The organism is Pseudomonas sp. BC42, from assembly GCF_021560055.1.
Classification (GTDB): Bacteria; Pseudomonadota; Gammaproteobacteria; order Pseudomonadales; family Pseudomonadaceae; genus Aquipseudomonas.
Genome location: NZ_CP091067.1, coordinates 6359587 through 6385865, shown reverse-complemented (window position 1 = coordinate 6385865; position 26279 = coordinate 6359587). Strand labels below are relative to the sequence as shown.

At 62.9% G+C, this 26279-nt stretch carries 24 protein-coding genes; 10 read left to right on the top strand and 14 right to left on the bottom strand.

Annotation, left to right across the window (positions count from 1 at the left end; translation table 11 throughout):
- Positions 1–19 precede the first annotated feature (19 nt).
- Genes ubiB through ubiE form a run of 3 tightly spaced genes read right to left on the bottom strand, consistent with a single transcriptional unit; the run spans position 20 to position 3014 of the window.
- Positions 20–1624, bottom strand: coding sequence for a ubiquinone biosynthesis regulatory protein kinase UbiB (ubiB, locus tag L1O02_RS28850; RefSeq protein ID WP_108545900.1), 1605 nt, complete (start codon positions 1622–1624; stop codon positions 20–22).
- On the bottom strand, positions 1621–2244 hold the full coding sequence (locus tag L1O02_RS28845; protein ID WP_060837145.1) for an SCP2 sterol-binding domain-containing protein: 624 nt from the start codon (positions 2242–2244) through the stop codon (positions 1621–1623). The genes ubiB and L1O02_RS28845 overlap by 4 nt, the downstream gene beginning before the upstream one ends.
- Positions 2244–3014 (bottom strand): bifunctional demethylmenaquinone methyltransferase/2-methoxy-6-polyprenyl-1,4-benzoquinol methylase UbiE, encoded by a 771-nt coding sequence (ubiE, locus tag L1O02_RS28840; protein ID WP_011058802.1) that lies wholly within the window; start codon positions 3012–3014, stop codon positions 2244–2246. Before ubiE ends, L1O02_RS28845 begins: the two co-directional genes overlap by 1 nt.
- Before the next feature lie 155 nt (positions 3015–3169).
- On the opposite strand from ubiE, the gene L1O02_RS28835 reads away from it, so the two are divergent.
- From L1O02_RS28835 to L1O02_RS28825, 3 genes are all read left to right on the top strand, one after another.
- Positions 3170–3445 carry a polyhydroxyalkanoic acid system family protein gene (locus tag L1O02_RS28835; RefSeq protein WP_060842246.1) on the top strand — a complete coding sequence of 92 codons (276 nt, stop codon included), beginning with the start codon at positions 3170–3172 and terminating at the stop codon, positions 3443–3445.
- A gap of 201 nt (positions 3446–3646) precedes the next feature.
- Positions 3647–4069, top strand: a complete 423-nt coding sequence (locus L1O02_RS28830; RefSeq protein WP_060837147.1) for a phasin family protein — start codon at positions 3647–3649, stop codon at positions 4067–4069.
- A gap of 10 nt (positions 4070–4079) precedes the next feature.
- Entirely contained in the window at positions 4080–4907 is an 828-nt protein-coding gene (locus L1O02_RS28825; protein ID WP_235759171.1) for a phasin family protein, read from the top strand.
- 81 nt (positions 4908–4988) lie between these two features.
- Here the strand turns inward: L1O02_RS28825 and L1O02_RS28820 are convergent, their stop codons facing one another.
- The 10 genes from L1O02_RS28820 to L1O02_RS28775 form a co-directional block, all read right to left on the bottom strand.
- Positions 4989–5609, bottom strand: a complete 621-nt coding sequence (locus L1O02_RS28820) for a TetR/AcrR family transcriptional regulator (RefSeq protein WP_108545903.1) — start codon at positions 5607–5609, stop codon at positions 4989–4991.
- A gap of 64 nt (positions 5610–5673) precedes the next feature.
- Complete coding sequence (gene phaC, locus L1O02_RS28815) at positions 5674–7356, bottom strand: class II poly(R)-hydroxyalkanoic acid synthase (protein ID WP_235759169.1); 1683 nt, start codon at positions 7354–7356, stop codon at positions 5674–5676.
- A 108-nt stretch (positions 7357–7464) separates the two neighbouring features.
- Positions 7465–8325: a poly(3-hydroxyalkanoate) depolymerase gene (gene phaZ, locus L1O02_RS28810; protein WP_060837151.1), complete on the bottom strand. Its 861-nt coding sequence runs from the start codon at positions 8323–8325 to the stop codon at positions 7465–7467.
- 130 nt (positions 8326–8455) lie between these two features.
- Positions 8456–10135 (bottom strand): class II poly(R)-hydroxyalkanoic acid synthase, encoded by a 1680-nt coding sequence (gene phaC, locus L1O02_RS28805; protein WP_060842250.1) that lies wholly within the window; start codon positions 10133–10135, stop codon positions 8456–8458.
- Between the two features lie 258 nt (positions 10136–10393).
- A complete protein-coding gene (locus tag L1O02_RS28800) occupies positions 10394–10771 on the bottom strand; it encodes a gamma-butyrobetaine hydroxylase-like domain-containing protein (protein ID WP_016962743.1) in 378 nt (125 codons plus the stop codon).
- A 79-nt stretch (positions 10772–10850) separates the two neighbouring features.
- Positions 10851–12188 (bottom strand): ATP-dependent protease ATPase subunit HslU, encoded by a 1338-nt coding sequence (gene hslU, locus L1O02_RS28795; RefSeq protein ID WP_060837153.1) that lies wholly within the window; start codon positions 12186–12188, stop codon positions 10851–10853.
- A gap of 57 nt (positions 12189–12245) precedes the next feature.
- A complete protein-coding gene (hslV, locus tag L1O02_RS28790) occupies positions 12246–12776 on the bottom strand; it encodes an ATP-dependent protease subunit HslV (RefSeq protein WP_003186641.1) in 531 nt (176 codons plus the stop codon).
- 199 nt (positions 12777–12975) lie between these two features.
- Complete coding sequence (locus L1O02_RS28785) at positions 12976–13683, bottom strand: SPOR domain-containing protein (RefSeq protein ID WP_016962745.1); 708 nt, start codon at positions 13681–13683, stop codon at positions 12976–12978.
- Between the two features lies 1 nt (position 13684).
- Positions 13685–15421, bottom strand: coding sequence for an arginine--tRNA ligase (gene argS / locus L1O02_RS28780; protein ID WP_060837154.1), 1737 nt, complete (start codon positions 15419–15421; stop codon positions 13685–13687).
- A 210-nt stretch (positions 15422–15631) separates the two neighbouring features.
- Entirely contained in the window at positions 15632–17851 is a 2220-nt protein-coding gene (locus L1O02_RS28775) for a primosomal protein N' (RefSeq protein ID WP_235759167.1), read from the bottom strand.
- A gap of 298 nt (positions 17852–18149) precedes the next feature.
- On the opposite strand from L1O02_RS28775, the gene rpmE reads away from it, so the two are divergent.
- The 3 genes from rpmE to L1O02_RS28760 all read left to right on the top strand — a co-directional run bounded on the left by rpmE (position 18150) and on the right by L1O02_RS28760 (position 20648).
- Positions 18150–18371 (top strand): 50S ribosomal protein L31, encoded by a 222-nt coding sequence (gene rpmE / locus L1O02_RS28770; protein WP_016962748.1) that lies wholly within the window; start codon positions 18150–18152, stop codon positions 18369–18371.
- 41 nt (positions 18372–18412) lie between these two features.
- Positions 18413–19192, top strand: a complete 780-nt coding sequence (locus L1O02_RS28765) for a thermonuclease family protein (RefSeq protein ID WP_235759165.1) — start codon at positions 18413–18415, stop codon at positions 19190–19192.
- A 187-nt stretch (positions 19193–19379) separates the two neighbouring features.
- A complete protein-coding gene (locus L1O02_RS28760) occupies positions 19380–20648 on the top strand; it encodes a malic enzyme-like NAD(P)-binding protein (RefSeq protein ID WP_060837157.1) in 1269 nt (422 codons plus the stop codon).
- 138 nt (positions 20649–20786) lie between these two features.
- Here L1O02_RS28760 and L1O02_RS28755 read toward each other — a convergent pair whose 3' ends face one another.
- Positions 20787–23222 (bottom strand): penicillin-binding protein 1A, encoded by a 2436-nt coding sequence (locus L1O02_RS28755; RefSeq protein WP_060837158.1) that lies wholly within the window; start codon positions 23220–23222, stop codon positions 20787–20789.
- Positions 23223–23436: 214 nt separating this feature from the next.
- Here L1O02_RS28755 and pilM point away from each other — a divergent pair, with 214 nt between their 5' ends.
- Genes pilM through L1O02_RS28735 form a run of 4 tightly spaced genes read left to right on the top strand, consistent with a single transcriptional unit; the run spans position 23437 to position 26226 of the window.
- Positions 23437–24498 (top strand): type IV pilus assembly protein PilM, encoded by a 1062-nt coding sequence (pilM, locus tag L1O02_RS28750; RefSeq protein WP_235759163.1) that lies wholly within the window; start codon positions 23437–23439, stop codon positions 24496–24498.
- Positions 24498–25064 (top strand): PilN domain-containing protein, encoded by a 567-nt coding sequence (locus L1O02_RS28745; RefSeq protein ID WP_235759161.1) that lies wholly within the window; start codon positions 24498–24500, stop codon positions 25062–25064. Before pilM ends, L1O02_RS28745 begins: the two co-directional genes overlap by 1 nt.
- Positions 25061–25684, top strand: coding sequence for a type 4a pilus biogenesis protein PilO (gene pilO, locus L1O02_RS28740; protein ID WP_235759160.1), 624 nt, complete (start codon positions 25061–25063; stop codon positions 25682–25684). The genes L1O02_RS28745 and pilO overlap by 4 nt, the downstream gene beginning before the upstream one ends.
- Positions 25681–26226, top strand: coding sequence for a pilus assembly protein PilP (locus tag L1O02_RS28735; RefSeq protein WP_235759158.1), 546 nt, complete (start codon positions 25681–25683; stop codon positions 26224–26226). The genes pilO and L1O02_RS28735 overlap by 4 nt, the downstream gene beginning before the upstream one ends.
- The last annotated feature ends 53 nt before the right edge of the window (positions 26227–26279 follow it).

The window sequence follows — 26279 nt, the reverse complement described above, 5'->3', positions numbered from 1 at the left end:
CAGCAGGTCGCGCCACTGGCTATCGGCGCACGATCAGATACAGACCCACTGCGATCATCACGCCGGCCGGCCAGTGCCCCAGATCCTGCAGTGGGCCGCCGGCGGCCAGAACGGCGCCGCCGCCCAGATGGGCAGTGCCCAGCAAGCGCAGGAACCAGTCGTCCTTGCGTCGGTGCCAGGGGGCCGGCGGATCGGCGGCGTGGGGCTGCGACATGCGTTCCAGCAGGTCGCGGGTCATGTTGGCCAGGTGCGGCAATTGCTCGATCTGGCTGTGGATATTGCCGAGCACGGCCTTGGGGCTGACCCGCTCGCGCATCCAGCGTTCGAGGAAGGGTTGCGCGGTGTTCCACAGGTCCAGGTCCGGGTACAGCTGGCGGCCCAGGCCTTCGATATTGAGCAGGGTCTTCTGCAGCAGCACCAGTTGTGGCTGCACTTCCATGTTGAAGCGCCGGGCGGTCTGGAACAGGCGCATCAGCACCTGACCGAAGGAAATATCCTTCAGCGGCTTTTCGAAGATCGGCTCGCACACGGTGCGGATCGCCGCCTCGAATTCGTTGAGCTTGGTTTCTGCCGGGACCCAGCCGGAGTCGATGTGCAACTGGGCCACGCGACGGTAGTCGCGCTTGAAGAAGGCGAACAGGTTGCGTGCCAGGTAGTCCTGGTCTTCCGGGGTCAGGCTGCCGACGATGCCGCAGTCGATGGCGATGTACTGCGGGCTCCAGGGCTGCACGGTGCTGACGAAGATGTTGCCCGGGTGCATGTCGGCGTGGAAGAAACTGTCGCGGAACACCTGGGTGAAGAAGATCTCCACGCCGCGCTCGGCGAGCATCTTCATGTCGGTGCGCTGGTCGGCCAGGGTCGCCAGATCGGTCACCTGGATACCGTAGATGCGTTCCATCACCAGCACTTTAGGCCGGCACCAGTCCCAGTAGACCTGGGGTACATACAGCAGCGGCGAGCCTTCGAAGTTGCGCTTGAGCTGGCTGGCGTTGGCCGCCTCGCGCAGCAGGTCGAGCTCGTCGTAGATGGTTTTCTCGTAGTCGCTGACCACGTCCACCGGATGCAGCAGGCGCGCGTCGGCGGAGAGCTTTTCCGCGGCGCGGGCGAGGATGAACAGCCATGCCAGGTCCTGGGCGATGATCGGCTTGAGCCCGGGGCGGATCACCTTGACCACCACTTCTTCACCGGTCTTGAGCTTGGCGGCGTGAACCTGGGCCACCGAGGCCGAGGCCAGGGGTTCGATGTCGAAGCGGCTGAACACGTCGCTGATCTTCTTGCCCAGTTGCTCCTCGATCAGGGCCACAGACTTTTGTGAGTCGAAGGGCGGCACCCGGTCCTGCAGCAGCATCAGCTCGTCGGCGATGTCTTCCGGCAGCAGGTCGCGGCGGGTGGAGAGGATCTGCCCGAACTTGATGAAGATCGGGCCCAGGTCCTGCAGCGCCAGGCGCAGGCGGGCTCCGCGGCTCAGGTCCAGCGGTTTGCGCGGGAACCAGCGCCAGGGCAGGGCAAAGCGCAGGGCCAGGAGAAACCAGGGCAGGGGCAGGGCGAACAGCAGGTCATCGAGGCGGTAGCGGATCACGACGCGCTGGATGCGCAACAGACGGCGGACGGCAAGCAGCTTCATGCGTTATCGCTTGGGTCAAGGGAGCGGGAAAGGCGCTCGAAGCGCGCCTCGAGACGTTCCAGGTCGAGTTTGGCCTGATCCAGCTCGCGAAAGCGCGCTTCGGCTTCGCGCTGACCCACCAGGGTCCGCGACTCTTCGGCAAGGAATTCGGCAAGGTTCTGATTCAGGCTGGCAAAGCCCTGTTGATACCAGCGTGCACGGCTGCGCACATGGCCACTGAACAGCTGGGTGGCCACCGGCCCCAGCCAGCGCGACAGTTCGTATTCCCAGTCCAGCTCCAGATCCTGGAGGATGGCTGCCAGGTCCAGCAGCACGCCGCTGTCGCCTTCCAGCTCCACGTCCGGCGCGTGCAGAACAGCGGTCTTGTCCTTGCTCAGGGCCAGGCGTACCAGGCTCGATGCCGGCGCGCGGAGGATGCAGTCAGGGTCGGCGGCCCACTGGCTGGCCAGTATCAGGCCTTCATCGCTGGGCAGGATGAACAGCTGCAATGCCGGGCTGCGGCAGTCGACGGCGATCACCTTGCCATTGAGGTGCTGCAGGCGCGGCAGGGCCGTGCTGTCCAGACGCAGCACCCGGTTGATGCCGGTCTCGACGCTGGCGAGCAGGCCGCTGAGCAACATCAGGGCTTGATGCCGCGGTGCAGGGCGACGATGCCTGCGGTCATGTTGTGATAGGTCACGCGGTCGAAACCGGCCTCGACCATCATCGACTTCAGGGTTTCCTGGTTAGGGTGCATGCGGATCGATTCGGCCAGGTAGCGGTAGCTTTCCGAATCGTTGGTGATCAGCTTGCCGGCCAGGGGCATGAAGGCGAACGAATAGGCGTCGTAGACCTTGGACATCAGGGCGTTGGTCGGCTTGGAGAATTCCAGCACCAAGAGGCGGCCACCGGGCTTGAGCACCCTCAGCATGGAGCGCAGGGCGTCTTCTTTGTGGGTGACGTTGCGCAAGCCGAAGGCGATGGTCACGCAGTCGAAATGGTTGTCCGGGAAGGGCAGTTTTTCCGCATCGGCCTGGACGAATTCGACGTTGCCAGCCACACCCAGGTCCAGCAGGCGGTCACGGCCGACCTTGAGCATGGATTCGTTGATGTCCGCCAGCACCACTTGGCCGGTAGGCCCCACCAGGTGGGAAAAGCGCTTGGTCAGATCGCCCGTGCCACCGGCGATATCCAGCACGCGGTTGCCGGCGCGCACGCCGGAGAGCTCGATGGTGAAGCGTTTCCACAAACGGTGCATGCCGCCCGACAGTACGTCGTTCATCAGGTCGTACTTGGCCGCTACCGAGTGGAACACCTCTGCGACTTTTTCCGCTTTCTGGCTTTCAGGAACGTTCTTGAAGCCGAAGTGCGTGGTGGGTTCGGCATCGCTGCCTTTGCGCTGATCAGTCATATCGCTGTCACCAAAAGAGAATGCGCGACATTCTAATCCCGGTGGCGGCCTTTGTCTTGGCAAGGCTGAATGTAAGATAGCGAACCGCCGGGACGTTTTGACGCACACAGGGTCAAGATGCTTCAGGCAAGTCCGCAAACAGCAGGAGTCCTTCGATGGCCCGTATTAGTGTTGAACGCGCCCATGGCCTGGGTAAGCAGGTAGCCCGTGAAAAGGCCGACAAACTGGCGCAGAAACTCGCCGATCAATATGGCCTGGAGCCGCAATGGGCGGGGGATACGCTGAACCTCAAGCGATCCGGGGTCAAAGGCGCTGTGCATGTGGGTGAGGCGTCGATCCGGATCGATGTGGAACTGGGCCTGTTGATGTCGGCCATGAGCGGCACCATCAAGTCCGAAATTGAAAAAGCCCTGGACAAGGCCCTGGCCTGAGCCCCGATCCCCAGGCGCCGGCTTGCAGGCGAATCGCAGGCACTGCGACGGCGCCACGCTCAAGAGCCTCGCCGGCGAGCCGGCCCCTACATCAATTGATGACATTCGTTAGGGTGCCGATTCTAATTTTTCTCTCTAGGTTGTGCCTCAGGTCCTCGTTCCGAGGACAGTTCCTCAAACCTTCCGCGCGTGAGGTGCACCATGGCCAAAGTGATTCTGAAGAAAAAAGTTGATGTTCAATCGACTGCTCTGAGCGAAGTCAAATCCTATGCCCGCAAGATCTGGCTGGCTGGCCTGGGTGCCTACGCCAAAGTCGGTCACGAGGGCAGCGAATACTTCCAGGAGTTGATCAAGGCCGGTCAATCCGTTGAAAAGAAAGGCAAAAAAGTTGTCACTGAACAACTTGAAGCGGCCAATAGTCAGATAGACAGCGTTAAAGGGGATGTCAGTACTCTTAAAGGCAAAGTCGAAGTGCAACTGGACAAGGTCGAAAAGGCCTTTGACACGCGCGTCGCCAGTGCCTTGAATCGCATCGGCATTCCGTCTAAACATGACGTCGAGACACTCTCTGCTAAGCTCGATGAGCTGACGGCGTTGCTCGAACGTGTCGCGCGTAAACATTAAGGAGAACGGGATGGCTGGTAAAAAGAATACTGAAAAAGAAGGCAGCTCGTGGATCGGGAAAGTCGAAGAGTACTCCCGTAAAATTTGGCTTGCTGGTTTAGGCGTGTACTCGAAAATCGACTCTGACGGCAGCAAGCTTTTCGAGACATTGGTCAAGGATGGTGAGAAAGCCGAGAAACTGACCAAGAGTGTAGTCGGCAAGAAAGTTGATGCCGCCAAAGACTCCGCCAGTTCGGCCAAGTCGCGCATCAGCGACGTCAAGGACCGCGCCCTGGGCAAGTGGGACGAACTGGAAGGCGCTTTCGACAAGCGTTTGAACAGTGCCATCTCGCGCCTGGGCGTACCGAGCCGCAATGAGGTGAAAGCGCTGCATGACAAGGTCGATACCCTGACCAAGCAGATTGAAAAACTCACAGGTGCCAAGGTTGCGCCGGTTGTGGCCAAAACCGCCGCTGCCAAGCCTGCGGCTAAACCTGCAGCCAAGCCTCTGGCCAAACCGGCGGCCAAAGCTGCAGCTAAACCCGCCGCCAAGCCCGCCGCGAAAACCGCTGCTGCCAAGCCGGCTGCCAAACCCGCTGCCAAGCCGGTTGCAGCAAAACCTGCGGCCAAGCCCGCCGCCAAGCCAGCGGTGAAAGCCGCCGCCAAACCCGCGGCCAAGCCGGCGGTGGCGAAAAAACCTGCCGCCAAGAAGCCTGCCGCCAAGCCCGCGGTAGCGGCCAAGCCTGCAGCGCCAGCGCCGACGGCTTCGGCCAGTTCGGCAAACTCCGCCGCAGCCCCCAGCCCGGCGGTAGCGCCAACGGCTGCGCCAGCTCCAGCGACGCCAAGCAGCCAGTCCTGATTGCATCGGGCTCAAAGAACGCCCGGTCTGTAAAGGCCGGGCGTTTTTTATTGGGCCGCGTTCGGTACTCGCCAGGCCCGTCTATCCCTGTTCTTCCAGGTAGCGCAACGCCATCTGCTCGGTGGCCAGCTTCGCCGGCGGCAACAGGTGCGGTGCCACCAGCATCATGATCTGGTAGACCACCAGGCGCACTTCCCCCTCGCGATCAAGGATCCGCTGGTAATCCAGGGAGAACAGCAGGGTCAGGGTGATCTGCTCCACCAGTTGGCCCAAGGCCTGGGTCCCGCTGACCAGCTGTCCACGGGTCTTGAGTCGGGCCAGCAGCGAGGCCAGGGTCCGCTTGAGGGCGTTGAGCAGGTTGCGAATGCCCTTGGCCAGTTTCGGCAAGCGTCCCGCCAGGTTGGACAGATCCTGGAACAGGAAGCGGTAGTGGGCCAGGCGTTCGACAATCAGGTGCAGGAACAGCCAGTAGTCCTCCGGCGCCAGCCGGGCATCGGACGGTGGATCCAGCAGCGGAGTCAGCTCGTTCTGGAAACGTTCGAACAGGCCGAGCACCAGGGGCTCCTTGCCATGGAAGTGGTAGTAGAGGTTGCCGGGGCTGATGCCCATCTCATTGGCCACCTCCATGGTGGAGACATTGGGCTCGCCCTTCTGGTTGAACAGTTGCAGGGCACATTCGAGTATCCGGTCGCGGGTCTTCATCCTGACTTCTTGTCGGTCCATTGGCGGGCACGACTCCAGCATGGAGTCGTGGAGCAAAGTGTTTTCAGCGCACGCGCACGTAGGTGCCCGGAGCATCCTCCATGGGTGGATAGTTCTGATTGCCGAGGGTGGTCAGGGTTTCCCGCTGCGCTCCTGAGCGCTCCTGGACCCAGCTCAGCCACTGGCCCCACCAACTGCCGTCGACATGTTTGGCGTCGTAATACCAGGCTCGCGGATCGCTGCTGAGCTTGTGGTTTTCCACGTAGTTGGCCTTTGGGTTGCTCGGCGGATTGAGAATGCTCTGCACATGCCCGCTGTTGGACAGCACGAAGCGCCGCTCTCCGCCCAGCAGCAGGGTTGAGCGATACACCGCATCCCAGGGGGTGATGTGATCGTTGATGCCGGCCACGCTGAAGCTGTCCACCGTGACCTTCTGCAGATCGATCGGGGTGCCGCAGACTTCGAGTCCGCCTTCGTGGCTCAGCGGGTTGTGCTTGAAAAAGTCCAGCAGGTCGCCGTGCAAGGCGGCGGGCAGGCGGGTGCTGTCGTTGTTCCAGTAGAGAATGTCGAAGACTGGCGGCTCCTTGCCCAGCAGGTAGTTGTTGACCCAGTAGTTCCAGATCAGGTCGTTGGGACGCATCCAGGCAAACACCTTGGCCATGTCGCGGCCATCGAGCACCCCATGCTGGTAGGAGCGACGCTTGGCCGCTTCCAGGGTTTTTTCATCGGCAAACAAGGTGGCCGGGCTGTCCAGCTGGCTGTCCAGCAGACTCACCAGGTAAGTGGCGCTGGCCACCCGGCGCAGCTGGCGTTTGGCCTGCAGGTGACCTTGCAGGGCGGCGATGGTCAGGCCGCCGGCGCAGGCACCTACCAGGTTGACTTCCCGACTGCCGGTGATGGCCCGGGCGACATTCAGTGCCTCTTCGGTAGCCTCTACGTAGCTCGACAGGCCCCACTCGCGATGGCGCACGTCCGGGTTGCGCCAGCTGATCATGAATACCTGCAGGCCGTTCTTCAGGGCGTACTGGACGAAGCTGTTGTGCGGGCTGAGGTCGAAGATGTAGTACTTGTTGATTTGCGGCGGCACGATCAGCAACGGCTTGGCGTACTGTTTTTCGCTCATGGGGCTGTACTGGATCAGTTCCAGCAGCTCGCTGCGAAACACCACCGAGCCAGGGGTTACGGCCAGGTTCTTGCCGATCTCGAAGGCGTGCTTGGTCACCTGGCTGGGCAGTCCGTTGTTGTGCAACAGGTCGTCCAGCAGGTTGCCGATGCCGCGCACCACGCTGTTGCCGCCGGTGTTGAAGATTTCCTTGAGGGCCAGGGGATTGAGCAGGGTGTTGGAGGGCGACACCGCGTCGTTGAGCAGGGAGAAGGCGAAGTGCGCCCGGGCCCGATCGTCCTCGTTCATGCCGCTGTCGTCGATCCAGTGCCGAACCTGCTTCTGCCAGCTGAGGTAGGCCTGCAAGCCTCGTTTGTAAAAGGGATTGAGGGTCCAGGCCGGGTCGGCGAAGCGGTTGTCCTTGGGGTTGGGTTTATGCAGGGTTTCCCCCAGCAGCACACGTCCCAGCTGGCCACCCAGGGCCAGGGTGTGGCGGGCGCTGTGCAACGGGTTGCGCAAACTGTGGGCCGCAATGCTGCGCAGTGTCGAGAGCAGATCCCGGCCGCGCAGACCGGTGATCGCGCTCTGTGCGTTGATGTAGGCCGCAGGGGCCGGAAGCGAACCCTGTGCAGGCTTGTCTTGCATGAGTCAACACTCCTTCGTCAAACCACTAACAAGCAGACCAATCCAAGACAGACAACATAGTCGCTCCTGGCCTTTCTTGCGCGCGACGATCCTGTCGGCAGCGTTGTTTTATTTCGTTGGGTGCGATGGCAGTGGATGCGGGTGCATCACGGCGCGTTGTCGCTCTTCCTGGAGGAATTTCATGATGATCGGGGCGACGGCCTCGGCCCGGGTGATCAGGAACAGGTGGCCGTCGTCGATGATGTGCAGCTGCGCGTTGGGAATCCGCCAGGCCAGCATGCGCATGTTGATCAGGGGGATCAGCGGGTCATCGTCGCCGGCCAGCACCAGGGTCGGCTGGTGGATCTTGTGCAGCCAGTGGATGCTGGTCCAGCCCACTCCGGCGAACAGTTGCCAGTAGTAGCCCAGCTTGCCGGCCGAGCGGACCTTGGCTGCGTGTTCGGCGGCCAGGTTCGGATCGCGCCGGAAGGCACCGCCATAGATCAGCGGCGCGATGCGCATCACATGGGAAGGCTGCACGTAGCGCCGTGGACTGGCCATCATCCACAGCACCTTGGGCTTGCCGGGGACCATGAAGGCGCCGGCGGCGGTGGCCGCCAGTACCAGTTTCTTGCAGCGTTCGGGGTAGTCGTAAGCGAATTGCTGGGCCAGGGCTCCGCCCCAGGACACGCCCACGGCGTTGACCTGGCCGTAGTCCAGGTAATCGAGCATGCGGGCGGTCAGCTTGGCCAGGCCGGGAAAACGATAAGGCCGGCTTGGGGTCGAGGAGCCGCCCACGCCGGGGACGTCGAAGGCAATGACCTCCAGGTCGGGATCCAGGGCCTGGACAAAGGGAAAGACCAGCTCCAGGTTGGCGCCGATACCGTTGAAGATCAGCAGCGGCGTCAAGTGCGGCTTGCCGGGGCGTACCGCCGTGCGGATGGTCTGTCCATCCAGATCAACGGTGCGAAAGATGAAAGAGTGTGGCATGCCGTAGCCCTGTGAATTGAACCATGGGCAACGCCGTCCTGGGCGTCGTCCGGATTTTCCGAGGCCGGGCCTCGTACCAAGCATAGGGCGTGGCGACGCCTCCTGGCGTCGCATCGTTCAATGCCCGGACTCAGCGCTCGTGGACGTAGGTCCCTGGTGCGGCCTCGGCGGCAGCGTACTTTTTGTTGCCCAGCGTGCTGGGGGCCGCTTTCAGCTCGCCGGAACGCTCCGCCTGCCAGGCTTGCCAGTGCAGCCACCAGGAATCGGTGTGCTTGATCGAGTTTTCCTGCCATTGATCGGGGCAGACGGGGATCTCGGTGCTGGTCATGTAGCGCGCCTTGGGATTGCCCGGCGGATTCAGGATGCTCTGGATATGCCCGCTGCTGGACAGCACGAACTCCACGTTGCCGCCAAACAGTTGCGCCGACTTGTAGCAGGACTTCCACGGGGTGATGTGATCGTTGGTGCCGGCCAGGGAAAAGATATCGGCGGTCACCTGTTTCAGGTCGATGGGTGTGCCGCACACTTCCAGTGCATTGGGGCGCACCAGGGGATTGTTTTTGAACATCTCGATCAGGTCGCCATGGAACGCTGCGGGCAGGCGGGTGGTGTCGTTGTTCCAGAACAGGATGTCGAACACCGGTGGTTCGTTGCCCAGCAGGTAGTTGTTGACCCAGTAGTTCCAGATCAGGTCGTTGGGGCGCATCCAGGCAAACACCTTGGCCATGTCGCGACCTTCGAGCACACCGGCCTGGTAGGAATGGCGCTTGGCCGCTTCCAGGGTCTGCTCGTCGACGAACAGCGCCACCTGGGTATCCAGGGTGGTGTCGAGGACGCTGACCAGCAGGGTCAGGGCATTGACCTTCTTTTCTCCGAGCGCGGCGTAGTGGCCCAGCAGCGCGGTACAGGTGATACCGCCGGAGCAGGCCCCGAGCATGTTCACATCCTTGCTGCCGGTGATGGCGGTGACCACGTCGACCGCCTCCTTCAGGGCCTCGATGTAGGTCGACAGGCCCCATTCCCGTTGTGCCTTGGTGGGGTTGCGCCAGCTGACAATGAAGGTCTGCACGTTGTTGCGCAGGCAGAAGCGCGCCAGGCTCTTGTCCGGGCTGAGGTCGAAGACGTAGAACTTGTTGATCTGGGGCGGCACCACCAGCAGCGGCCGCTCATACACCTGTTCGGTGATCGGCCGGTACTGGATCAGCTCCAGCACATCGTTGCGGAACACCACCGAACCTTCGCTGGTGCCGAGGTTCTTGCCCACTTCAAAGGCGTCCATGTTGACCTGGCTGGGCATGCCGCCGTTCTGCACCAGGTCCTTGGCCAGATGGGACAGGCCGTCCAGCAGGCTCTTGCCGCCGGTTTCGAAGAAGCGCTTGACCGCGGCGGGGTTGGCCATGCTGTTGGTCGGGGCCATGGCTTCGGTCATCAGGTTGATCACGAAGTGGCCGCGGCTGATGTCCTGATCGGACAGGTTGCTGTCGCCGATCCACTCGTGGAGCTCCTTGCGCCACGCCAGGTAGGTTTGCAGATAGCGTTTGTACAGCGGGTTCTGGCTCCAGGCCGGATCGTTGAAGCGACGGTCGTCGCTCTCCGGTTGCAGGGTCGATTTGCCGAATATCACGTTCTTCAGCTCAAGGCCAAAATGGGCGACATGCTTGACGCTGTGGATGGGTTGTTTAATGGCCTGGGTGAGCACCATTCGAGCAGAGGTAAGCAGATCCTTTCTACGCAAGCCGATGACCGGATTGAGCCCCAGTGTGTTTTCCGAGGCTTGGCGTTTCAGGTCATCGATATTCTTGTTACTCATCTACGACGCTCCATTGTCCTGAGACGAGTACCGGACCTGCTGTGCAGTCACACAGCACGATGCCAGGTACTACTGCTCGGGTGACCGTTGATTGCGTACCGCTGCTTTAAAAGTGCAGAGAACTCTGCAGGGAACTTGCCAGTTCCATTGGTTACCCGAGTTTAATTTTTTTCGCAAGCAGGCCATTCATTGGCCATACAGCCCAGCATTCAAACAGATGGAATTAGAAAATGCCCTCTAAACAGCCGGAGGCTCGGACTAGAGCATCAGCTTGATTATCGACTCATTCGGATCGCGGGATTTTCCGGCGGCTTTGAGCTCTGCCAGATAATCGCTCCACAGTTCGTCCTGACGCAGAGCCAACTGATACAGGTAGTCCCAGGTGAACAGTCCACTGTCATGGCCGTCGTCGAAGGTCAATTTCAGTGCGTACTGGCCAGCCGGTTCAACCTTGCTCAGGCCCACGCCGAGCTTGCCGAACTGCAGGATGGGTTTGCCGTGGCCCTGGACCTCGGCGGAGGGGGAGTGCACCCGCAGGAACTCTGCAGGCAAGTGATAGACCTCGTCCGGCCCGTAGGTCAGGGTCAGGGTTTTCGAGGCTTTGTGCAGGTTGATGCCAGAGGGGAGTTTAGTCATGAGGGCAGCTTAAAGCTGCAAGCTACAAGCTACAAGATGACCGCGATCAACTTGCAGCTTGAGGCTTAAAGCTTGTCGCTTAGAGGATATAGCGGGACAGATCTTCGTTCTGCGCCAATTCGCCCAGGTGGCTGTTGACGTAGGCCGCGTCGATGCGGATCGGCTCTTCGCTGTGGGCGCTGGCCAGGTCGCCGGCGCTGAACGACACCTCTTCCAGCAGGCGCTCGAGCAGGGTGTGCAGGCGACGGGCACCGATGTTCTCGGTCTTCTCGTTGACCTGCCAGGCAATCTCCGCCAGGCGCTTGATGCCTTCAGGCAGGAACTCGATGTTCAGGCCTTCGGTCTTGAGCAGCTCACGGTATTGCTCGGTCAGCGAAGCGTGAGGCTCGCTGAGGATGCGCTCGAAATCTTCCGGCGACAGGGCCTTGAGTTCGACGCGGATCGGCAGGCGCCCTTGCAGCTCCGGAACCAGGTCGCTGGGCTTGCTCAGGTGGAAGGCACCAGAAGCGATGAACAGGATGTGGTCGGTCTTGACCATGCCCAGCTTGGTGTTGACGGTGCAGCCTTCGATCAGGGGCAGCAGGTCGCGCTGCACGCCTTCGCGGGACACATCGACGCCGCCGGAGTTGCCGCGCTTGGCCACTTTGTCGATTTCGTCGATGAACACGATGCCGTGTTGCTCGACGGCTTCCAGGGCCTTGGTCTTCAACTCTTCGTCGTTGACCAGGCGGCTGGCCTCTTCATCCCGTACCAGCTTCAGCGCTTCCTTGACCTTGAGCTTGCGGCTCTTGCGCTTGCCCTTGCCCATGTTGGCGAACAGGTTCTGCAGCTGGTTGGTCATTTCTTCCATGCCCGGTGGCGCGGAGATGTCGACGCCGGTGACTTCCGCCACTTCGATCTCGATCTCCTTGTCGTCCAGCTGGCCTTCGCGCAGGCGCTTGCGGAACAGCTGGCGGGTGTTGGAGTCCTGGGCTGGCGCTTCATCGCTGCTGAAGCCCATGCGGGCCGGTGGCAGCAGGGCGTCGAGGATGCGTTCTTCGGCGGCGTCTTCGGCGCGGTGGCGAACCCGGATCATTTCCTGTTCGCGGAACATCTTGATCGCCGCATCGGCCAGGTCACGAATGATCGATTCGACGTCGCGACCGACATAACCGACTTCGGTGAACTTGGTGGCTTCGACCTTGATGAACGGTGCATTGGCCAGCTTGGCCAGGCGGCGGGCGATTTCGGTCTTGCCGACACCGGTGGGGCCGATCATCAGGATGTTCTTGGGCGTCACTTCAACGCGCAGTTCGGCCGGCAGTTGCATCCGGCGCCAGCGGTTGCGCAGGGCGATAGCGACGGCGCGCTTGGCATCGTCCTGGCCGATGATGTGGCGGTTGAGTTCGTGGACGATTTCGCGGGGTGTCATGGACATAGTAATTGGCGGTCCTCAAGCAAGAATGAATGCCGTGGCGCGAGCGCCGCAACAGGCTTATTCCGCGAGATCCTGCTCCTCGATGGTTTGAGTGTGGTTGGTGAATACGCAGATGTCGCCGGCGATGCCCAGGGCCGTCTCGACGATTTCGCGAGCCGACAGGTCGGTCTTTTTCAGCAGGGCGCTGGCTGCGGCCTGGGCGTAGGCGCCACCGGAGCCCATGGCGATCAGGCCGTCCTCCGGCTCCACCACGTCACCGTTGCCGGTGATGATCAGGGAGGCGTCCTTGTTGGCCACGGCCAGCATGGCTTCCAGGCGGCTCAGGGAGCGATCGGTACGCCATTCCTTGGCCAGCTCGACAGCGGCGCGCACCAGATGGCCCTGGTGTTTCTCCAGTTGGCCTTCAAAGCGCTCGAACAGGGTGAAGGCGTCGGCGGTGGCCCCGGCAAAGCCGGCGATGACCTGGCCGTGGTACAGGCGGCGGACTTTTTTCGCGTTGCCTTTCATCACGGTGTTGCCGAGAGAAACCTGGCCGTCGCCGCCCATGACGACTTTGCCGTGGCGGCGGACTGAAACGATGGTGGTCAAGGGGGGAGTCTCCACACAGCGGGGCGAAAGTGCCCTGATGGAAACTCATATGGGGGTGGCTGGGAGTTTTTCAACCGGAGGCTGTAGCGGGGGACCAGCGGTCTTTGTTGCAAGCTGCAAGCGCTTCGCGGGCAAGCCCGCTCCTACGAGGCGTCGTGTAGGAGTGGGCTGGGCCGCGATCAATCGCGTAGCGGTCGGCTTAACGGCTCTGGCGCTGTTGTAACAGCAGATTGCTAAAGCCGGCGCCGGCCAGTTGTTTCTGCGCCACGGTCAGCTGTTCGCGGTTGCTGAACGGGCCCACCAATACCCGGTACCAGGTTTCATCCTTCACCGTGCCGGATTCCACCGCCACCGACTGGCCCAGCAGGATGATCTGCGCTCGTACCTTGTCGGCATCGGCTTGCTTGCGGAACGAGCCGGCCTGGAGGAAGAACTTGGTCACCGGCGCCGCCTTGGCCACCGGTGGCGCCGGCGGTGGGGTGATGCCGGCCAGGGCCGCCTGGGCCCGGGCGGTGTCGATCTTCGCGGCTTCCGCCGGGGTGACCGGGGTGGTCGGCACCGGCGGCACTTGAGGCGTCGGCAGGGTTTTCTCCGGCACCGCTTCCGGCGGCACTATGACCTCCGATTCCGGCAGCAGGGTATAGAAGTCGTACTTCGGCTTCACCGGTTGCTGCGGGCTCGGCGGGGTCTTGTTGGCCTCGGCGATCTTGCTGGCTTTCTGCTGTTCGATCTTCTCGCGCTTGACGCTGTCGCCGCCCTTGCCTGGTTCGAGCTTCATCAGGAACACGATGAAGGCGCCGATGGTCAGGCCGATGGCCAGCCACAACCAGCCCGGGATCGGCTTCTTGGCCGGGGCCTGGTAGCGGCTGGCGCCACGCTTGGGTGCAGGTTTTTTCTTGGCAGCCAACTTACATTTGCTCCAGGACTTTGAGGCCCAGCAGTTCCAGACCTTGCTTGAGGGTGCGGCGGGTCAGCTCGGTGAGGCGCAGGCGGCTGTGCATCTGCGTCGGAGTCTCGGCCGCCAGGATCGGGCAGTTCTCGTAGAAGCTGGAGAACAGACCGGCCACGTCGTACAGGTAGGTGCAGAGGATGTGCGGGGTGCCCTTGTCGGCGACGTTGTTGAGGATCTCGCCGAACTGCGCCAGCTTGGCCGCCAGCTCCAGTTCCTGGGCCGCGTGCAGTTCGATCTGGCCGCCGACTTCGCTGAAGTCCTTGCCCAGCTTGCGGAACACGCCGGCGGCACGGGTATAGGCGTACAGCAGGTACGGCGCGGTGTTGCCTTCGAAGTTGAGCATCAGGTCGAAGTTGAAGCTGTAGTCGCTGGTACGGTGCTTGGACAGGTCGGCGTATTTCACCGAATCGATGCCCACCACCTTGGCAATGCCGCGCAGATCGGCTTCCGGCAGTTGCGGGTTTTTCTCTTTGACCAGGGCGTAGGCGCGTTCCTCGGCTTCGGTCAGCAGGTCGATGAGCTTCACGGTGCCGCCGTCGCGGGTCTTGAACGGACGGCCGTCGGCGCCGTTCATGGTGCCGAAGCCCATGTGTTCCATCTCCATCGGATGGGTCACGAAGCCGGCCTTGCGGGCCACGGCGAACACTTGCTGGAAGTGCAGGGCCTGGCGCTGGTCGACGAAGTACAGGGCGCGATCGGCCTTGAGCTTGCCACTGCGGTAGCGCACGGCGGCCAGGTCGGTGGTGGCGTACAGGTAGCCGCCGTCGGCCTTGACGATGATTACCGGCAGCGGCTCGCCTTCGGCATTCTTGAACTCGTCGAGGAACACGCACTGGGCGCCGTTGCTCTCCACCAGCATGCCCTGGGCCTTGAGGTCGTTGACCACGTTGATCAGGTCATCGTTGTAGGCGCTCTCGCCCATGACGTCGGCCATGGTCAGCTTGACGTTGAGCAGCTCGTAGATCTTCTGGCAGTGGGACAGGGAGATGTCCTTGAACTTGGTCCACAGCTCCAGGCAATCCGGGTCGCCGGCTTGCAGCTTGACCACCAGGCCGCGGGCGCGGTCGGCAAAGGCTTCGGATTCGTCGAAGCGCTGCTTGGCGGCGCGGTAGAAGTTCTCCAGGTCCGACAGCTCATCGCTGGTGATCGGGTTCTCTTCCAGGTACGCCATCAGCATGCCGAACTGGGTGCCCCAGTCGCCGACATGGTTCTGACGGATCACGGTGTCGCCGAGGAACTCCAGGACCCGTGCCACGCCGTCACCGATGATGGTGGAGCGCAGGTGGCCGACGTGCATTTCCTTGGCCAGGTTGGGGGCCGACATGTCGATCACGGTGCGCTGCGCCGGGCCGGCCTTGCGCACGCCCAGGTGCTCGTCGCCGAGGGCGGCGTCCAGGCGCGCGGCCAGGGCCTGGGTGTTCTGGAAGAAGTTGATGAAGCCCGGGCCGGCGATTTCCGCCTTGCTCAGGTCCTCATGGGCCGGCAGCGCGGCGATGATTTTTTCTGCCAGGTCGCGGGGCTTCATGCCGGCGGGCTTGGCCAGCATCATGGCGATATTGCTGGCGAAGTCACCGTGGGTCTTGTCGCGGGTGTTTTCGACCTGGATCGCCGGCGTCAGGCCTTCTGGCAACACACCTTCGGCGACGAGTTGGGTGATGGCTTGCTGGATGAGCTGGCGAATGGTGTCTTTCATGGTCTTCTCGTTCGACCGCTGGCGCGGCGGCGCGTTGGTGCGCGGGTGGAAAAACTGGGCATTATCCGTTGCTGGAACGGCCTTGCCAACTATAGAGGGCTGCTTGGGGATCGGTGGCGGCATTCGAGTGCCTTCGCCGGCAAGCCTGCTCCTGCGGGTTTGATGCAGCCCATTGTAGGAGCGGGCTTGCCCGCGAAAACGCGATATCGATCAATACAAATCCACCGGGTCCACATCCAGCGACCAGCGGACCTGGCGTCCGCTGGGCATCTGCTCCAGCACCAGCAACCAGCTGCTCAGCAGTCGATGCAGCGGTGCCCGGGCATTGGCTTGCAGCAGCAACTGCGCACGATAACGCCCGGCGCGCCGCTCCATCGGTGCCGGAACCGGCCCCAGCAACTCGATGCCCCCCAGGTTCTGTTCCGCCAGCAGGCGCTCGGCCTCGCTGCACGCCTCATCGAGAAAACCTTCGGCCTGCCCCGGCTTGTGGGCCTCGGCCCGCAGCAGGGCCAGATGGGCGAAGGGCGGCAGGCCGGCGGCGCGGCGCTCGCTCAGGGCCTGTTCGGCGAAGGCGAAGTAACCCTGCTCGGTCAGTTGCACCAGCAGCGGGTGGTCGGCGAGATGGGTCTGGATGATCACCTTGCCCGGTTCTTCGGCACGCCCGGCGCGCCCGGCGACCTGGACGATCAGCTGCGCCATGCGCTCGCTGGCGCGGAAGTCCCCGGAAAACAGGCCGCCGTCGGCGTCGAGGATCGACACCAGGGTGACCCGGGGGAAGTGATGCCCCTTGGCCAGCATCTGGGTGCCCACCAGGATGCACGGATGCCCCTTCTGGATGGTGGCGAACAGCTGGTTCATCGCGTCCTTGCGCGAGGTGCTGTCGCGGTCCACCCGTAGTACCGGGTAGTCGGGAAACAGGATGCCCAGGCGTTCTTCCGCGCGCTCGGTGCCGGCGCCCACGGGGCGCAGATCGACCTTGCCGCATTGCGGGCAGTGCCGGGGCACTCGCTCCACATGGCCGCAATGGTGACAACGCAGTTCGCCGGAGCGCTGGTGCACGGTCATGCGGGCGTCGCAGCGCTGGCATTCGGACATCCAGCCGCAGTCGTGGCAGAGCAGGGTCGGGGCGAAACCGCGGCGGTTGAGGAATACCAGGACTTGCTGGCCGGCGGCCAGGGTCTGGCCGATGGCCTGCTGCATGGGACCGGAAATGCCGCTGTCCAGAGGGCGGCTCTTCACATCCAGGCGCAGGAAGCGCGGTTGCTTGGCGCCGCCGGCGCGCTCGTTCAGGCGCAGCAGGCCATAGCGGCCGGTGTAGGCGTTGTGCAGGCTTTCCAGGGACGGTGTGGCCGAGCCCAGGACAATGGGGATGTCTTCCTGGCGGGCGCGCACCAGGGCCAGGTCGCGGGCATGGTAGCGCAGGCCTTCCTGCTGCTTATAAGAGCCGTCGTGCTCCTCATCGATGATGATCAGCCCGGGGTTCTTCATCGGCGTGAACAGCGCTGAGCGGGTGCCGATGATGATGTCAGCTTCGCCATCCCGGGCGGCGAGCCAGGCATCCAGGCGTTCGCGGTCATTGACCGCCGAGTGCAGCAGGGCGATGCGGGCGTTGAAGCGCTGTTCGAAACGCGCCAGGGTTTGGGGCCCCAGGTTGATCTCCGGGATCAGCACCAGGGCCTGTTTGCCGGCTTCGAGGGTTTCGCGGATCAACTGCAGGTAGACCTCGGTCTTGCCGCTGCCAGTGACCCCGGCCAGAAGAAAGGCGTGATAGCTGTCGAACCCGGCGCGGATCGCTTCGTAGGCGGCGCGTTGCTCGCTGTTGAGCGGCAGCTCGGGCTGGGCCAGCCAGTGTTCATGGCGCACGCCTGGCGCGTGCTTGCGCACTTCTACCTGCACCAGATCCTTGGCCAGCAACAGGTCCAGGCTGTCCTTGCTCAGCATCAGCTTGCTCAGCAGAGTGTGGGGCACGCCATGGGGGTGTTGGGCCAGGGTGGCCAGTGCTTCGCGCTGACGCGGGGCGCGGGCGATGCGCGGGTCATCCAGGCGGGCGCCGGGGGCTATCGACCAGAAGCGTTCCTGGCGGGCCTCGGCCAGCTCGCCCTGGCGCAGCAGCACCGGCAAGGCCCAGCTCAGGGTGTCGCCGAGGCTGTGCTGATAGTACTGGGCGGTCCACAGGCACAGCTTGAACAGGGCCGGGGGCAGCGGTGGCGTGGGGTCCAGCAGGGCCAGGGCCGGCTTGAGCTTGTCGGCCGGCACTTCACTGTGATCCGCCACTTCCACCAGGATGCCGATCATTTCCCGGCGACCGAAGGGCACTCGCAGGCGCATCCCCGGATGCAGCTGGGCGCGCAGCACACCGGCCGGGGCACGGTAGTCGAAGAGGCGGCGCAGAGGCGAAGGCAGGGCGAGGCGCAGAATGGCGTCGGGCACGCGGGACAATCTCGATGAGCGGACGGTAAATAGGCTCCGGAGCCTAACAGACGAGCCGTGGGGTGTCCTGTATAAGCGTGCGTGCTCCCCGGTCTACGGAGGTTTTGCCGCGGCCGAGCAGGCACCGCAGTGCAGTGCGTGGCAAAGCCGGGGCTGTCAAGGTTGCGCCGGCTTTTTCTGATGGGGGGTACTCAGGATCTCTTGCGCGTTTGACGCGGTCTGGTAGAATCCGCGCCCTAATTCGTGCGGTATTCAACAATAGTGTTGGGTGGCGGCACGCTAGCCTGAGGAATACACCATGAAAGCCGATATCCATCCAGTATACGAAGCCGTTACCGCTACCTGCAGCTGCGGTAACGTCATCGAAACTCGCTCCACCCTGGCCAAGCCTCTGAGCCTGGACGTGTGCAACGAGTGCCACCCGTTCTACACCGGTAAGCAAAAGACTCTGGACGTTGGCGGTCGTGTCGACAAGTTCAAGTCGCGCTTCGGTGCTTTCGGCGCAACGAAAAAGGCCTGAGGCTGATCGTTCTGGAAAGCCGATACCGACTTTCCTCGCTGATGAAAAAGGCGTCCCATGTGGGCGCCTTTTTTGTGTCCGCGATTTGGCTGACCGCCGCCCAGGCGTTTTGCCCGGCCCCCGAGGGGCTGATTCCTGCAACGGTCCAGCGGGTGGTGGATGGCGATACCCTGCGTCTCAAGGATGGTCGCAGCGTACGCATGATCGGCCTCAATGCGCCGGAGCTGGCCAGTCGGGGGCGCCCGGCCGAGCCATTTGCGGTGGCGGCGCGGCAACGTTTGCAGCGCCTGGTGGCGCAGAGCGGTGGTCGGGTCGGCTTGTTGCCCGGGCGCGAGCGGCACGATCGCCATGGGCGGACGCTGGCCCATGTCTACGACGTCAGCGGGACCAATCTGGAAGCCCGGTTGATTGCCGAAGGGCTTGCCTATCAGATCGCCATCGTGCCGAACGTCGCTCTGGTCACTTGTCAGCAGGCTGCGGAAAACCACGCGCGTCGAGCGGGGCTGGGCCTCTGGCGCCGTTCAGCTGTACTGAAAGCGGAGCAGATCCGCCGTTCCGGCTTTGTCGTGCTCGAGGGGCGTGTGAGCAAGGTCGAACGCAATCGTGGCGGGGTTTGGATCACATTGCGCGGTGCAGTTGTATTGCGTATTGCACCCAATGTTCTGGGACGTTTCGATCGTCAGTGGCTCAAGGGGCTTTCCGGGCGGCGGATCGAGGCTCGGGGCTGGGTGCTGGCACGTTCGCGTTCCGGCGGTTTTAGGTCGAGCGGGGCAGGCTGGATGTTGTCGCTGACCGACGTTTCCATGCTCAGACTTCTCTGATAAAGAAAAATTGTAGACATTTTTTAATTGGATTGTGAACAGTTGAAAGCCTTGTACCCCGTGGCTCTTGGCCCAAAGTCGTACGCTACGGGCCTTGACAGGGGTGACTGGGCAGTCTTGTAGGGACTATGCGACACGCGTATCCTCGGCGGTCCGTCTGTCCAACAGTAAAAAGCGGAATGCCCACATGTCTGATTTGAAAACTGCCGCTCTCGAATATCATGCCAATCCTCGTCCAGGAAAGCTGAGTGTCGAGCTCACCAAGGCCACTGCTACCGCTCGTGATCTGGCGCTGGCCTACAGCCCCGGCGTAGCCGAGCCGGTACGCGAAATCGCTCGCGATCCGGAACTGGCCTACAAGTACACCGGCAAAGGCAACCTGGTTGCCGTCATTTCCGATGGCACCGCGATTCTCGGCCTGGGTAACCTCGGCCCACTGGCCTCCAAGCCGGTGATGGAAGGCAAGGGCGTGCTGTTCAAGCGTTTCGCCGGCATCGATGTATTCGACATCGAAGTCGATTCCGAAAGTCCGCAGGCTTTCATCGACACCGTCAAGCGCATCTCCATCACCTTCGGTGGCATCAACCTGGAAGACATCAAGGCGCCAGAGTGCTTTGAGATCGAACGTGCTCTGATTGAGCAGTGCGACATTCCGGTGTTCCACGATGACCAGCACGGCACCGCGATCGTGACCGCTGCCGGCATGATCAATGCCCTGGAAATCGCTGGCAAAACCCTGGCCGATGCCAAGATCGTCTGCCTGGGCGCCGGTGCGGCCGCCATCTCCTGCATGAAACTGCTGGTGAGCATGGGCGCGCAGATCGAGAACATCTTCATGGTTGACCGTACCGGCGTTATCCACGCTGGCCGTGACGACCTGAACCAGTACAAGGCAGTCTTCGCCCACACCACCGACAAGCGCACCCTGGCCGATGCCCTGCAAGGCGCCGACGTGTTCGTCGGTCTGTCCGGTCCGAACCTGCTGAGCGCTGAAGGCCTGAAGTCGATGGCGCCGAACCCGATCGTGTTCGCCTGCTCGAACCCGGATCCGGAAATCGCTCCAGAGCTGGCTCACGCCACCCGTGACGACGTGATCATGGCCACCGGCCGTTCGGACTACCCGAACCAGGTGAACAACGTGCTGGGCTTCCCGTTCATCTTCCGTGGTGCCCTGGACGTTCGCGCCAAGCGCATCAACGAAGAAATGAAGATCGCCGCGGCCAACGCCCTGCGTGAACTGGCCAAGCTGCCAGTGCCTCAGGAAGTGTGCGACGCCTACGGTGGCATCAAGCTGGAATTCGGTCGTGAGTACATCATTCCGAAGCCGATGGATGCCCGTCTGATCACCGTGATCTCCGATGCCGTGGCCAAGGCCGCTATCGAGACCGGCGTGGCGACCCTGCCGTATCCGAAGAACTACCCGCTCAAGAGCGTGGACGATGTGTTCAACGGCTAACAGCCGCCCATAAAAAAACCCGGCCATCGAGCCGGGTTTTTTTATGGGCAGGCAATCAGCGGCTAGTTGCAAGTTTCCAGCTGCAAGAGCGGGGCGCGCTCTTGCTTGCCGCCGATCACTTGCAGCTTGCCGCTGCTCTTAGAAGAGGTCGATCGGCGCCGCTTCGTCCGCCGGCAGCGGGCTGCCCGGTGCGACGCCATTGCCCAGCTCGTTGACCGAGGGTGGGGTGTCTTCGCTCTTGAACAGCTCGAAGTAGGCATTCGGTGTGCCCGGGGTGGCGGCGCGGCCGCTGACCGGGTCGACCCGCAGGCTGAGGATGCCTTCCGGTTCGGCCTGGGTGTGCGGCGGCTTGCCCTTGAGGGCGGCGCCCATGAAGTTCATCCAGATCGGCAGGGCCACAGTGCCGCCGTATTCGCGACGTCCGAGGCTTTCCGGCTGGTCGAAACCGGTCCAGACCGTGGTCACGTAGTCGGCGTTGTAGCCGGAGAACCAGGCGTCCTTGGACTCGTTGGTGGTACCGGTCTTGCCGGCCAGGTCCGAACGGCCCAGGGCCAGGGCTCGGCGCCCGGTGCCCAGCTTGATCACGTCCTCGAGCATGCTGTTGAGGATGTAGGTGGTGCGTCCGTCGATGATCCGTTCGGCGACGGCGGGCGTCTGTACCGGAGCCTGTACCGGGTTTTCGCCGGCCACGGTGTTGACCGTGAAGTTGTGCTCTGGCGCCGCGATGCCGCTGCTGGCGGTGTTCCCGGTGGGGACGCTGGGCGGGTTGGCGCTGAACAGCAGCTCGCCGTTGCGGCTTTCGATCTTGTCGATGATGTACGGGGTGATCTTGTAGCCGCCGTTGGCAAAGGTGCTCCAGCCGGTGGCGATCTCCATGGGGGTCAGGGTCGCGGTGCCCAGGGCCAGGGACAGGTTGCGCGGCAGGTCCTGCTTGTTGAAGCCGAACTTGCTGATGTAGTCGATGGTGTGGTCCACGCCCATGCTCTGCAGCAGGCGGATCGACACCAGGTTGCGCGACTTGTACAGCGCTTCGCGCATGCGGATCGGGCCGAGGAAGGTGTTGGTGTCGTTCTTCGGCCGCCAGACCTTGTCCAGGTACTCGTCGACGAACACGATCGGCGCGTCGTTGACCAGGCTGGCCGCGGTGTAGCCATTGTCCAGGGCCGCGCTATAGACGAACGGCTTGAAGCTCGAGCCGGGCTGGCGCTTGGCTTGCATCGCGCGGTTGTAGTTGCTCTGCTCGAAGGCAAAGCCACCGACCAGGGCGCGGATCGCACCGTTTTGCGGGTCCAGGGTCACCAGGGCACCCTGGGCGACCGGGACCTGGCTGAACTTCAGGGAGTTGTCCGCCTGGCGCTGCACGCGAATCAGGTCGCCGACCTGGGCCACGTCCGCCGGCTGGCGAGGAGCGGCGCCCATGCTGTTGGTGTTGAGGAACGGCCGGGCCCATTTCATGCTCTCCCAGGCCACGTGTTCCTCGCCGTTGCGGGTCAGCACCTGTAGGCCGTTCTTCTCGACCTGAGTGACGATCGCCGGTTCCAGGCTGCTGATGGTCCGCTGCTTGGTCAACTCTGTGGCCCAGGCGGCATGGGTCTTGCCGGGCAGGCGCGACTCAGGACCACGGTAGCCGTGGCGCTGGTCGTAGGTCATCAAGCCTTCCTGGACCGCGGTATTGGCCATCTCCTGCAGGTCGCTGGGCACGGTGGTGGTGACGCGGAAACCTTCGGTATAAGCGTCGCTGCCATAACGGCCGACCATCTCGGCGCGGGCCATCTCGGCGATGTACGGCGCGTTCACTTCCGGCGTCGGCACGTGGTAGCTGGCGTTCAGCGGCTCGTTGATGGCTTCGGTGTAGGCCGCTTCGGTGATCTTGCCCAGCTTGTACATGCGGCCGAGGATCCAGTCGCGGCGCTCCTTGCTGCGCGCCGGATTGGCCAGCGGGTTGAAGCGTGAAGGGGCCTTGGGCAGGCCGGCGATCATCGCCATCTGCGCCAGGCTCACGTCGCGAATGGACTTGCCGTAGTACACCTGGGCTGCCGCCTCGATCCCGTAGGCGCGGTTGCCCAGGTAGATCTTGTTGACGTACAGCTCGAGGATCTCGTCTTTGGTCAGCTGCCGCTCGATCTGCAGGGCCAGGAGAATCTCGGTGGTCTTGCGAGAAAAGCTGCGCTCGCTGCTGAGGAAGAAGTTCTTCGCCACCTGCATGGTGATGGTGCTGCCGCCGGACTGGATGTGTCCGCTCTTGACCAACTGGGTCGCGGCGCGCATCAGGCTGCTGGGGTCAACTCCGTAATGGTTAGCGAAGTTGTCGTCTTCAGCACTTAGTAACGCATTGATGAAGTTGGGTGGAATTTCGGCGAAACGTATGGGGGTACGGCGCATTTCGCCAAATTCTGCGATCAACTTGCCGTCGCTGCTGTACACCCGCAGAGGAATCTGCAACTGGATGCTTCTCAGGGCCTCAACCGATGGAAGGCCGGGACTAAGATAAAGAAACGCACCGGAGAGGGCGAGAAGCAGCCCGCAGAACACAGCGACGATGGACCACCCGAAAAACTTCAGCAGACGAATCAAGGCTTTTGGATTTCCAGAGAAAGGAATGAATTAGGCGTCAGGGCATTCAAGGTAATCAGGGACCGACCCACGCAGCAGGAAAAGCGGGAAAAAACGCTGGGCATTATAAGCATTTTCCGCCGAGAGCGTCATTTGCCCGTCTGTCAAGGTGTGGCGATTGAATACGCTGCTGCTCCTGGGGTTCGTAAGTCACGGATAGGCAAAGGGAATTGGTGTGCTTGGAGTCTTCAGCAGAAAGTCGAGTTCCCTGTTGGGGATCGATATCGGCGCCACATCGGTCAGGCTCCTGTCCTTGAGCCGGGAGGGCCGGGGCTACCGGGTCGAGGCGTATGCCCGGCAAGACCTGGCACCCGACTCATTTCTCGAATCGGGCGGTGTCGACACCGAGGCGCAGGCCGTGGCGTTATGCCAGGCCTGGCGCACAAGCGGCAGTCGCCTCAAGGCGGCCGCGGTGGCGGTGCCCGGTGAAGCGGTGATCAGCAAACTGATCGACATGCCGGCGGAACTGGATGAAGCGGAGTTGGAGTACCAGCTCAGTCTGGAAGCGGGCCAGTACATTCCCTATCCCCTGGAAGAGGTGGCCACCGACTTTGAGGTGCAGGGCAGGGTGCCGGGCAATCCCCGGCGGGTCCAGGTGTTGCTGGTGGCCTGTCGCCACGAGACGGTCGAAGCCCGGGAGGCGCTGCTGGCCCGGGCCGGCCTGACGCCGCAGGTGGTGGAGAGCGCGCCCCTGGCCCTGGAGCGCTGCCTGGCGCTGTTGGCGGCGCAGAGTCCGGCGGCCACGCAGTCTGCGGTGGCGCTGTTGGACGTGGGGTCGGGCGTCAGCAGTTTCAGTGTGATGCGCGACCAGCGAATCATTTACAGCCGCGAGCAACTGTTCGGTAGTCGGCAGCTGACCCAGGTCCTTGGGCAGCGTTTCTCGTTGACCCTGGATCAGGCGCTGCGAGCCGAGCGCCAGGGAGGTTTGCCGTCAGTCTGTCTCGAGGAGGCGCTGCGGCCCTTTGAGCAGGACTTGCTGCACAACGTCCAGCGCGCCTTGCAACAGTTCTCCGAGTCGCCACAGCGGCAACCGGTGCAGTGGTTGCTGCTGGCTGGCGAGGGCATGCGCCTTGCCGGGCTGGAGCGGCGGATCGAACAGCAACTGGGGATAGCCACGGCCCTTGCCAATCCGTTCGTCGGCATGAGCGTCGGGCCCCGGGTCGATGCCCAGGCGCTCGCCGAACAGGCGCCTGAGCTGCTGCTGGCCTGCGGTCTGGCCCTGAGAGGGTTCGACTGATGGCCCGGATCAACTTTCTACCCTGGCGGGAAGCTGCGCGGGCGCAGCAACAGCGGCGCTTTTTGCAGATAGTGGCAGTCATCCTGCTGCTGGGCTTGGGGCTGGTGCTGCTGATTGATGTCGGCATCGAGCGCGTGAGTGCTCGGCAGCACGCCCGCAACCAGTACCTGGAGCAGGCGAACGTGGACCTGGATCAGCAGATCGCCGGTGTTCGCGAGCTCAAGGCTCAACGCCAGCAACTGCTTGAGCGCATGCAGGTTATCGAGGCCCTGCAAGACAGCCGCTCGAGCCGGGTGCGGATGTTCCAGGGGCTGACCCGCAGCGTGCCCGATGGCCTGCATTTCACCGAAGTCGATCTGCAGGGGCAGAACTTGAGTATCAGTGGAGTTGCCCAGGCCAATGGCCGGATCTCCGATTTGCTGCGCAATCTGCAGGCGACCGCAGGATTTGCCGCTCCCAGCCTGGCCGAAGTGAAAAAGACCAGCGAGGTGCAGCCGCAGCCGAGCCATCTGTTTCGGCTCAGTGTCGGGTTGATGCCGCCGCTGCCTGAGGAGACGACGCGATGAGGCCGAGCGGGTGGCTGGCGCAGCTGCGTGGCGCCGATCTGCGAGAGCTGGAGCTGAGCAACCTCGGCGCCTGGCCTGCGCCGTTGAGGGCGCTGACGGCGGCCTTGCTTCTGCTGGTGATCCTGGCAGCAGGCTACGGCCTGTACCTGAGCCCTCATCTGCGGCAACTGCAGCAGATGCGTCACGAAGAAACCCGCCTCAAGCAGCAGTTCGCCAGCAAGGCTCGGCAAGTGGCCAATCTCGAGCTGTATCGGGCGCAGCTCGCGGCCCTGCGCAGCCGTTTCGAGCAGTTGCTGCATCAGTTGCCCAGCGACGGCGAAGTCCCGGGGTTGCTTGAAGACATCAGTCGCCTGGGCTTGGGCAGCGGTCTGGCGCTCGAAGAGATCAAGTTGCAACCGCCCGTACCGCGTCCGTTTTATGTCGAGCTGCCGATCCAGATCACGGTGACAGGTGGCTATCACGATCTGGCGACCTTCGTCAGCGGCGTCGCCGGCCTGCCGCGAATCGTCACCTTGCATGATTTTCAGCTCAGGCCCCTGGAAGCGGGTGATCCTGCGCGCTTGCGCTTGAGCATCGGGGCGCGAACCTACAGCTACGACAGCCCGGAACCGCACTCATGAAGGCCTGGCGCTGGCTGATGTGGGCCTGCTTTGGTCTGGGCTTGTGCGGGTGCGAGGGGGCCGCCGACTTCGCTGAAACCCAGGCTTTTATGAACCAGATGCGCCGGCAAGCGCCGGAGCCGATTGAGCCGCTGCCGGTTGTCCGCTCCAGCCCCGCTTTCACCTATGACGCCAGTGGGCTGCGCAGCCCGTTCCAGCCCCCGCAGAGCGTCGAACGCGTCGAGCGTCGATGGGGCGAGCGGGCAGTCCGGCCGGATCCGCAGCGACCCCGGCAGTATCTGGAGGGCTTTGATATCGAGCGGTTGCAGATGGTCGGAACCATGTCCGGCACCAGCGCCAGCTTCGCCCTGTTGCGCAGTGCCGAGGGTGTCCACCGGTTGCAGATCGGCGACTACCTGGGGCGAAGCGAAGGTCGGATCGTGGCGATCAGCGAGTCACGGGTCGAGGTGTTGGAAATTGTTGCCGATGGGGCGGGGGGCTGGCAGGAACGACCACGGACGCTGCTGCTGAAAAAACACTCTCAGGTGGAGTCTGCACAATGAACAGGACTGTTTCAGCCATCGGTGTGGCGCTATGGATGGCGCTGCTGGCACCG

Coding starts and splice junctions, on each gene's coding strand:
- pilO (WP_235759160.1), top strand. CDS start 25,061: ATGAGGCCGAGCGGGTGGCTGGCGCAGCTGCGTGGCGCCGATCTGCGA.
- argS (WP_060837154.1), bottom strand. CDS start 15,421: ATGAAAGACACCATTCGCCAGCTCATCCAGCAAGCCATCACCCAACTC.
- hslU (WP_060837153.1), bottom strand. CDS start 12,188: ATGTCCATGACACCCCGCGAAATCGTCCACGAACTCAACCGCCACATC.
- L1O02_RS28845 (WP_060837145.1), bottom strand. CDS start 2,244: ATGTTGCTCAGCGGCCTGCTCGCCAGCGTCGAGACCGGCATCAACCGG.
- phaC (WP_235759169.1), bottom strand. CDS start 7,356: ATGCAAGACAAGCCTGCACAGGGTTCGCTTCCGGCCCCTGCGGCCTAC.
- L1O02_RS28800 (WP_016962743.1), bottom strand. CDS start 10,771: ATGACTAAACTCCCCTCTGGCATCAACCTGCACAAAGCCTCGAAAACC.
- rpmE (WP_016962748.1), top strand. CDS start 18,150: ATGAAAGCCGATATCCATCCAGTATACGAAGCCGTTACCGCTACCTGC.
- L1O02_RS28820 (WP_108545903.1), bottom strand. CDS start 5,609: ATGAAGACCCGCGACCGGATACTCGAATGTGCCCTGCAACTGTTCAAC.
- L1O02_RS28760 (WP_060837157.1), top strand. CDS start 19,380: ATGTCTGATTTGAAAACTGCCGCTCTCGAATATCATGCCAATCCTCGT.
- L1O02_RS28830 (WP_060837147.1), top strand. CDS start 3,647: ATGGCCAAAGTGATTCTGAAGAAAAAAGTTGATGTTCAATCGACTGCT.
- ubiE (WP_011058802.1), bottom strand. CDS start 3,014: ATGACTGATCAGCGCAAAGGCAGCGATGCCGAACCCACCACGCACTTC.
- L1O02_RS28825 (WP_235759171.1), top strand. CDS start 4,080: ATGGCTGGTAAAAAGAATACTGAAAAAGAAGGCAGCTCGTGGATCGGG.
- L1O02_RS28735 (WP_235759158.1), top strand. CDS start 25,681: ATGAAGGCCTGGCGCTGGCTGATGTGGGCCTGCTTTGGTCTGGGCTTG.
- phaZ (WP_060837151.1), bottom strand. CDS start 8,325: ATGCCACACTCTTTCATCTTTCGCACCGTTGATCTGGATGGACAGACC.
- ubiB (WP_108545900.1), bottom strand. CDS start 1,624: ATGAAGCTGCTTGCCGTCCGCCGTCTGTTGCGCATCCAGCGCGTCGTG.
- L1O02_RS28745 (WP_235759161.1), top strand. CDS start 24,498: ATGGCCCGGATCAACTTTCTACCCTGGCGGGAAGCTGCGCGGGCGCAG.
- L1O02_RS28835 (WP_060842246.1), top strand. CDS start 3,170: ATGGCCCGTATTAGTGTTGAACGCGCCCATGGCCTGGGTAAGCAGGTA.
- phaC (WP_060842250.1), bottom strand. CDS start 10,135: ATGAGTAACAAGAATATCGATGACCTGAAACGCCAAGCCTCGGAAAAC.
- L1O02_RS28765 (WP_235759165.1), top strand. CDS start 18,413: ATGAAAAAGGCGTCCCATGTGGGCGCCTTTTTTGTGTCCGCGATTTGG.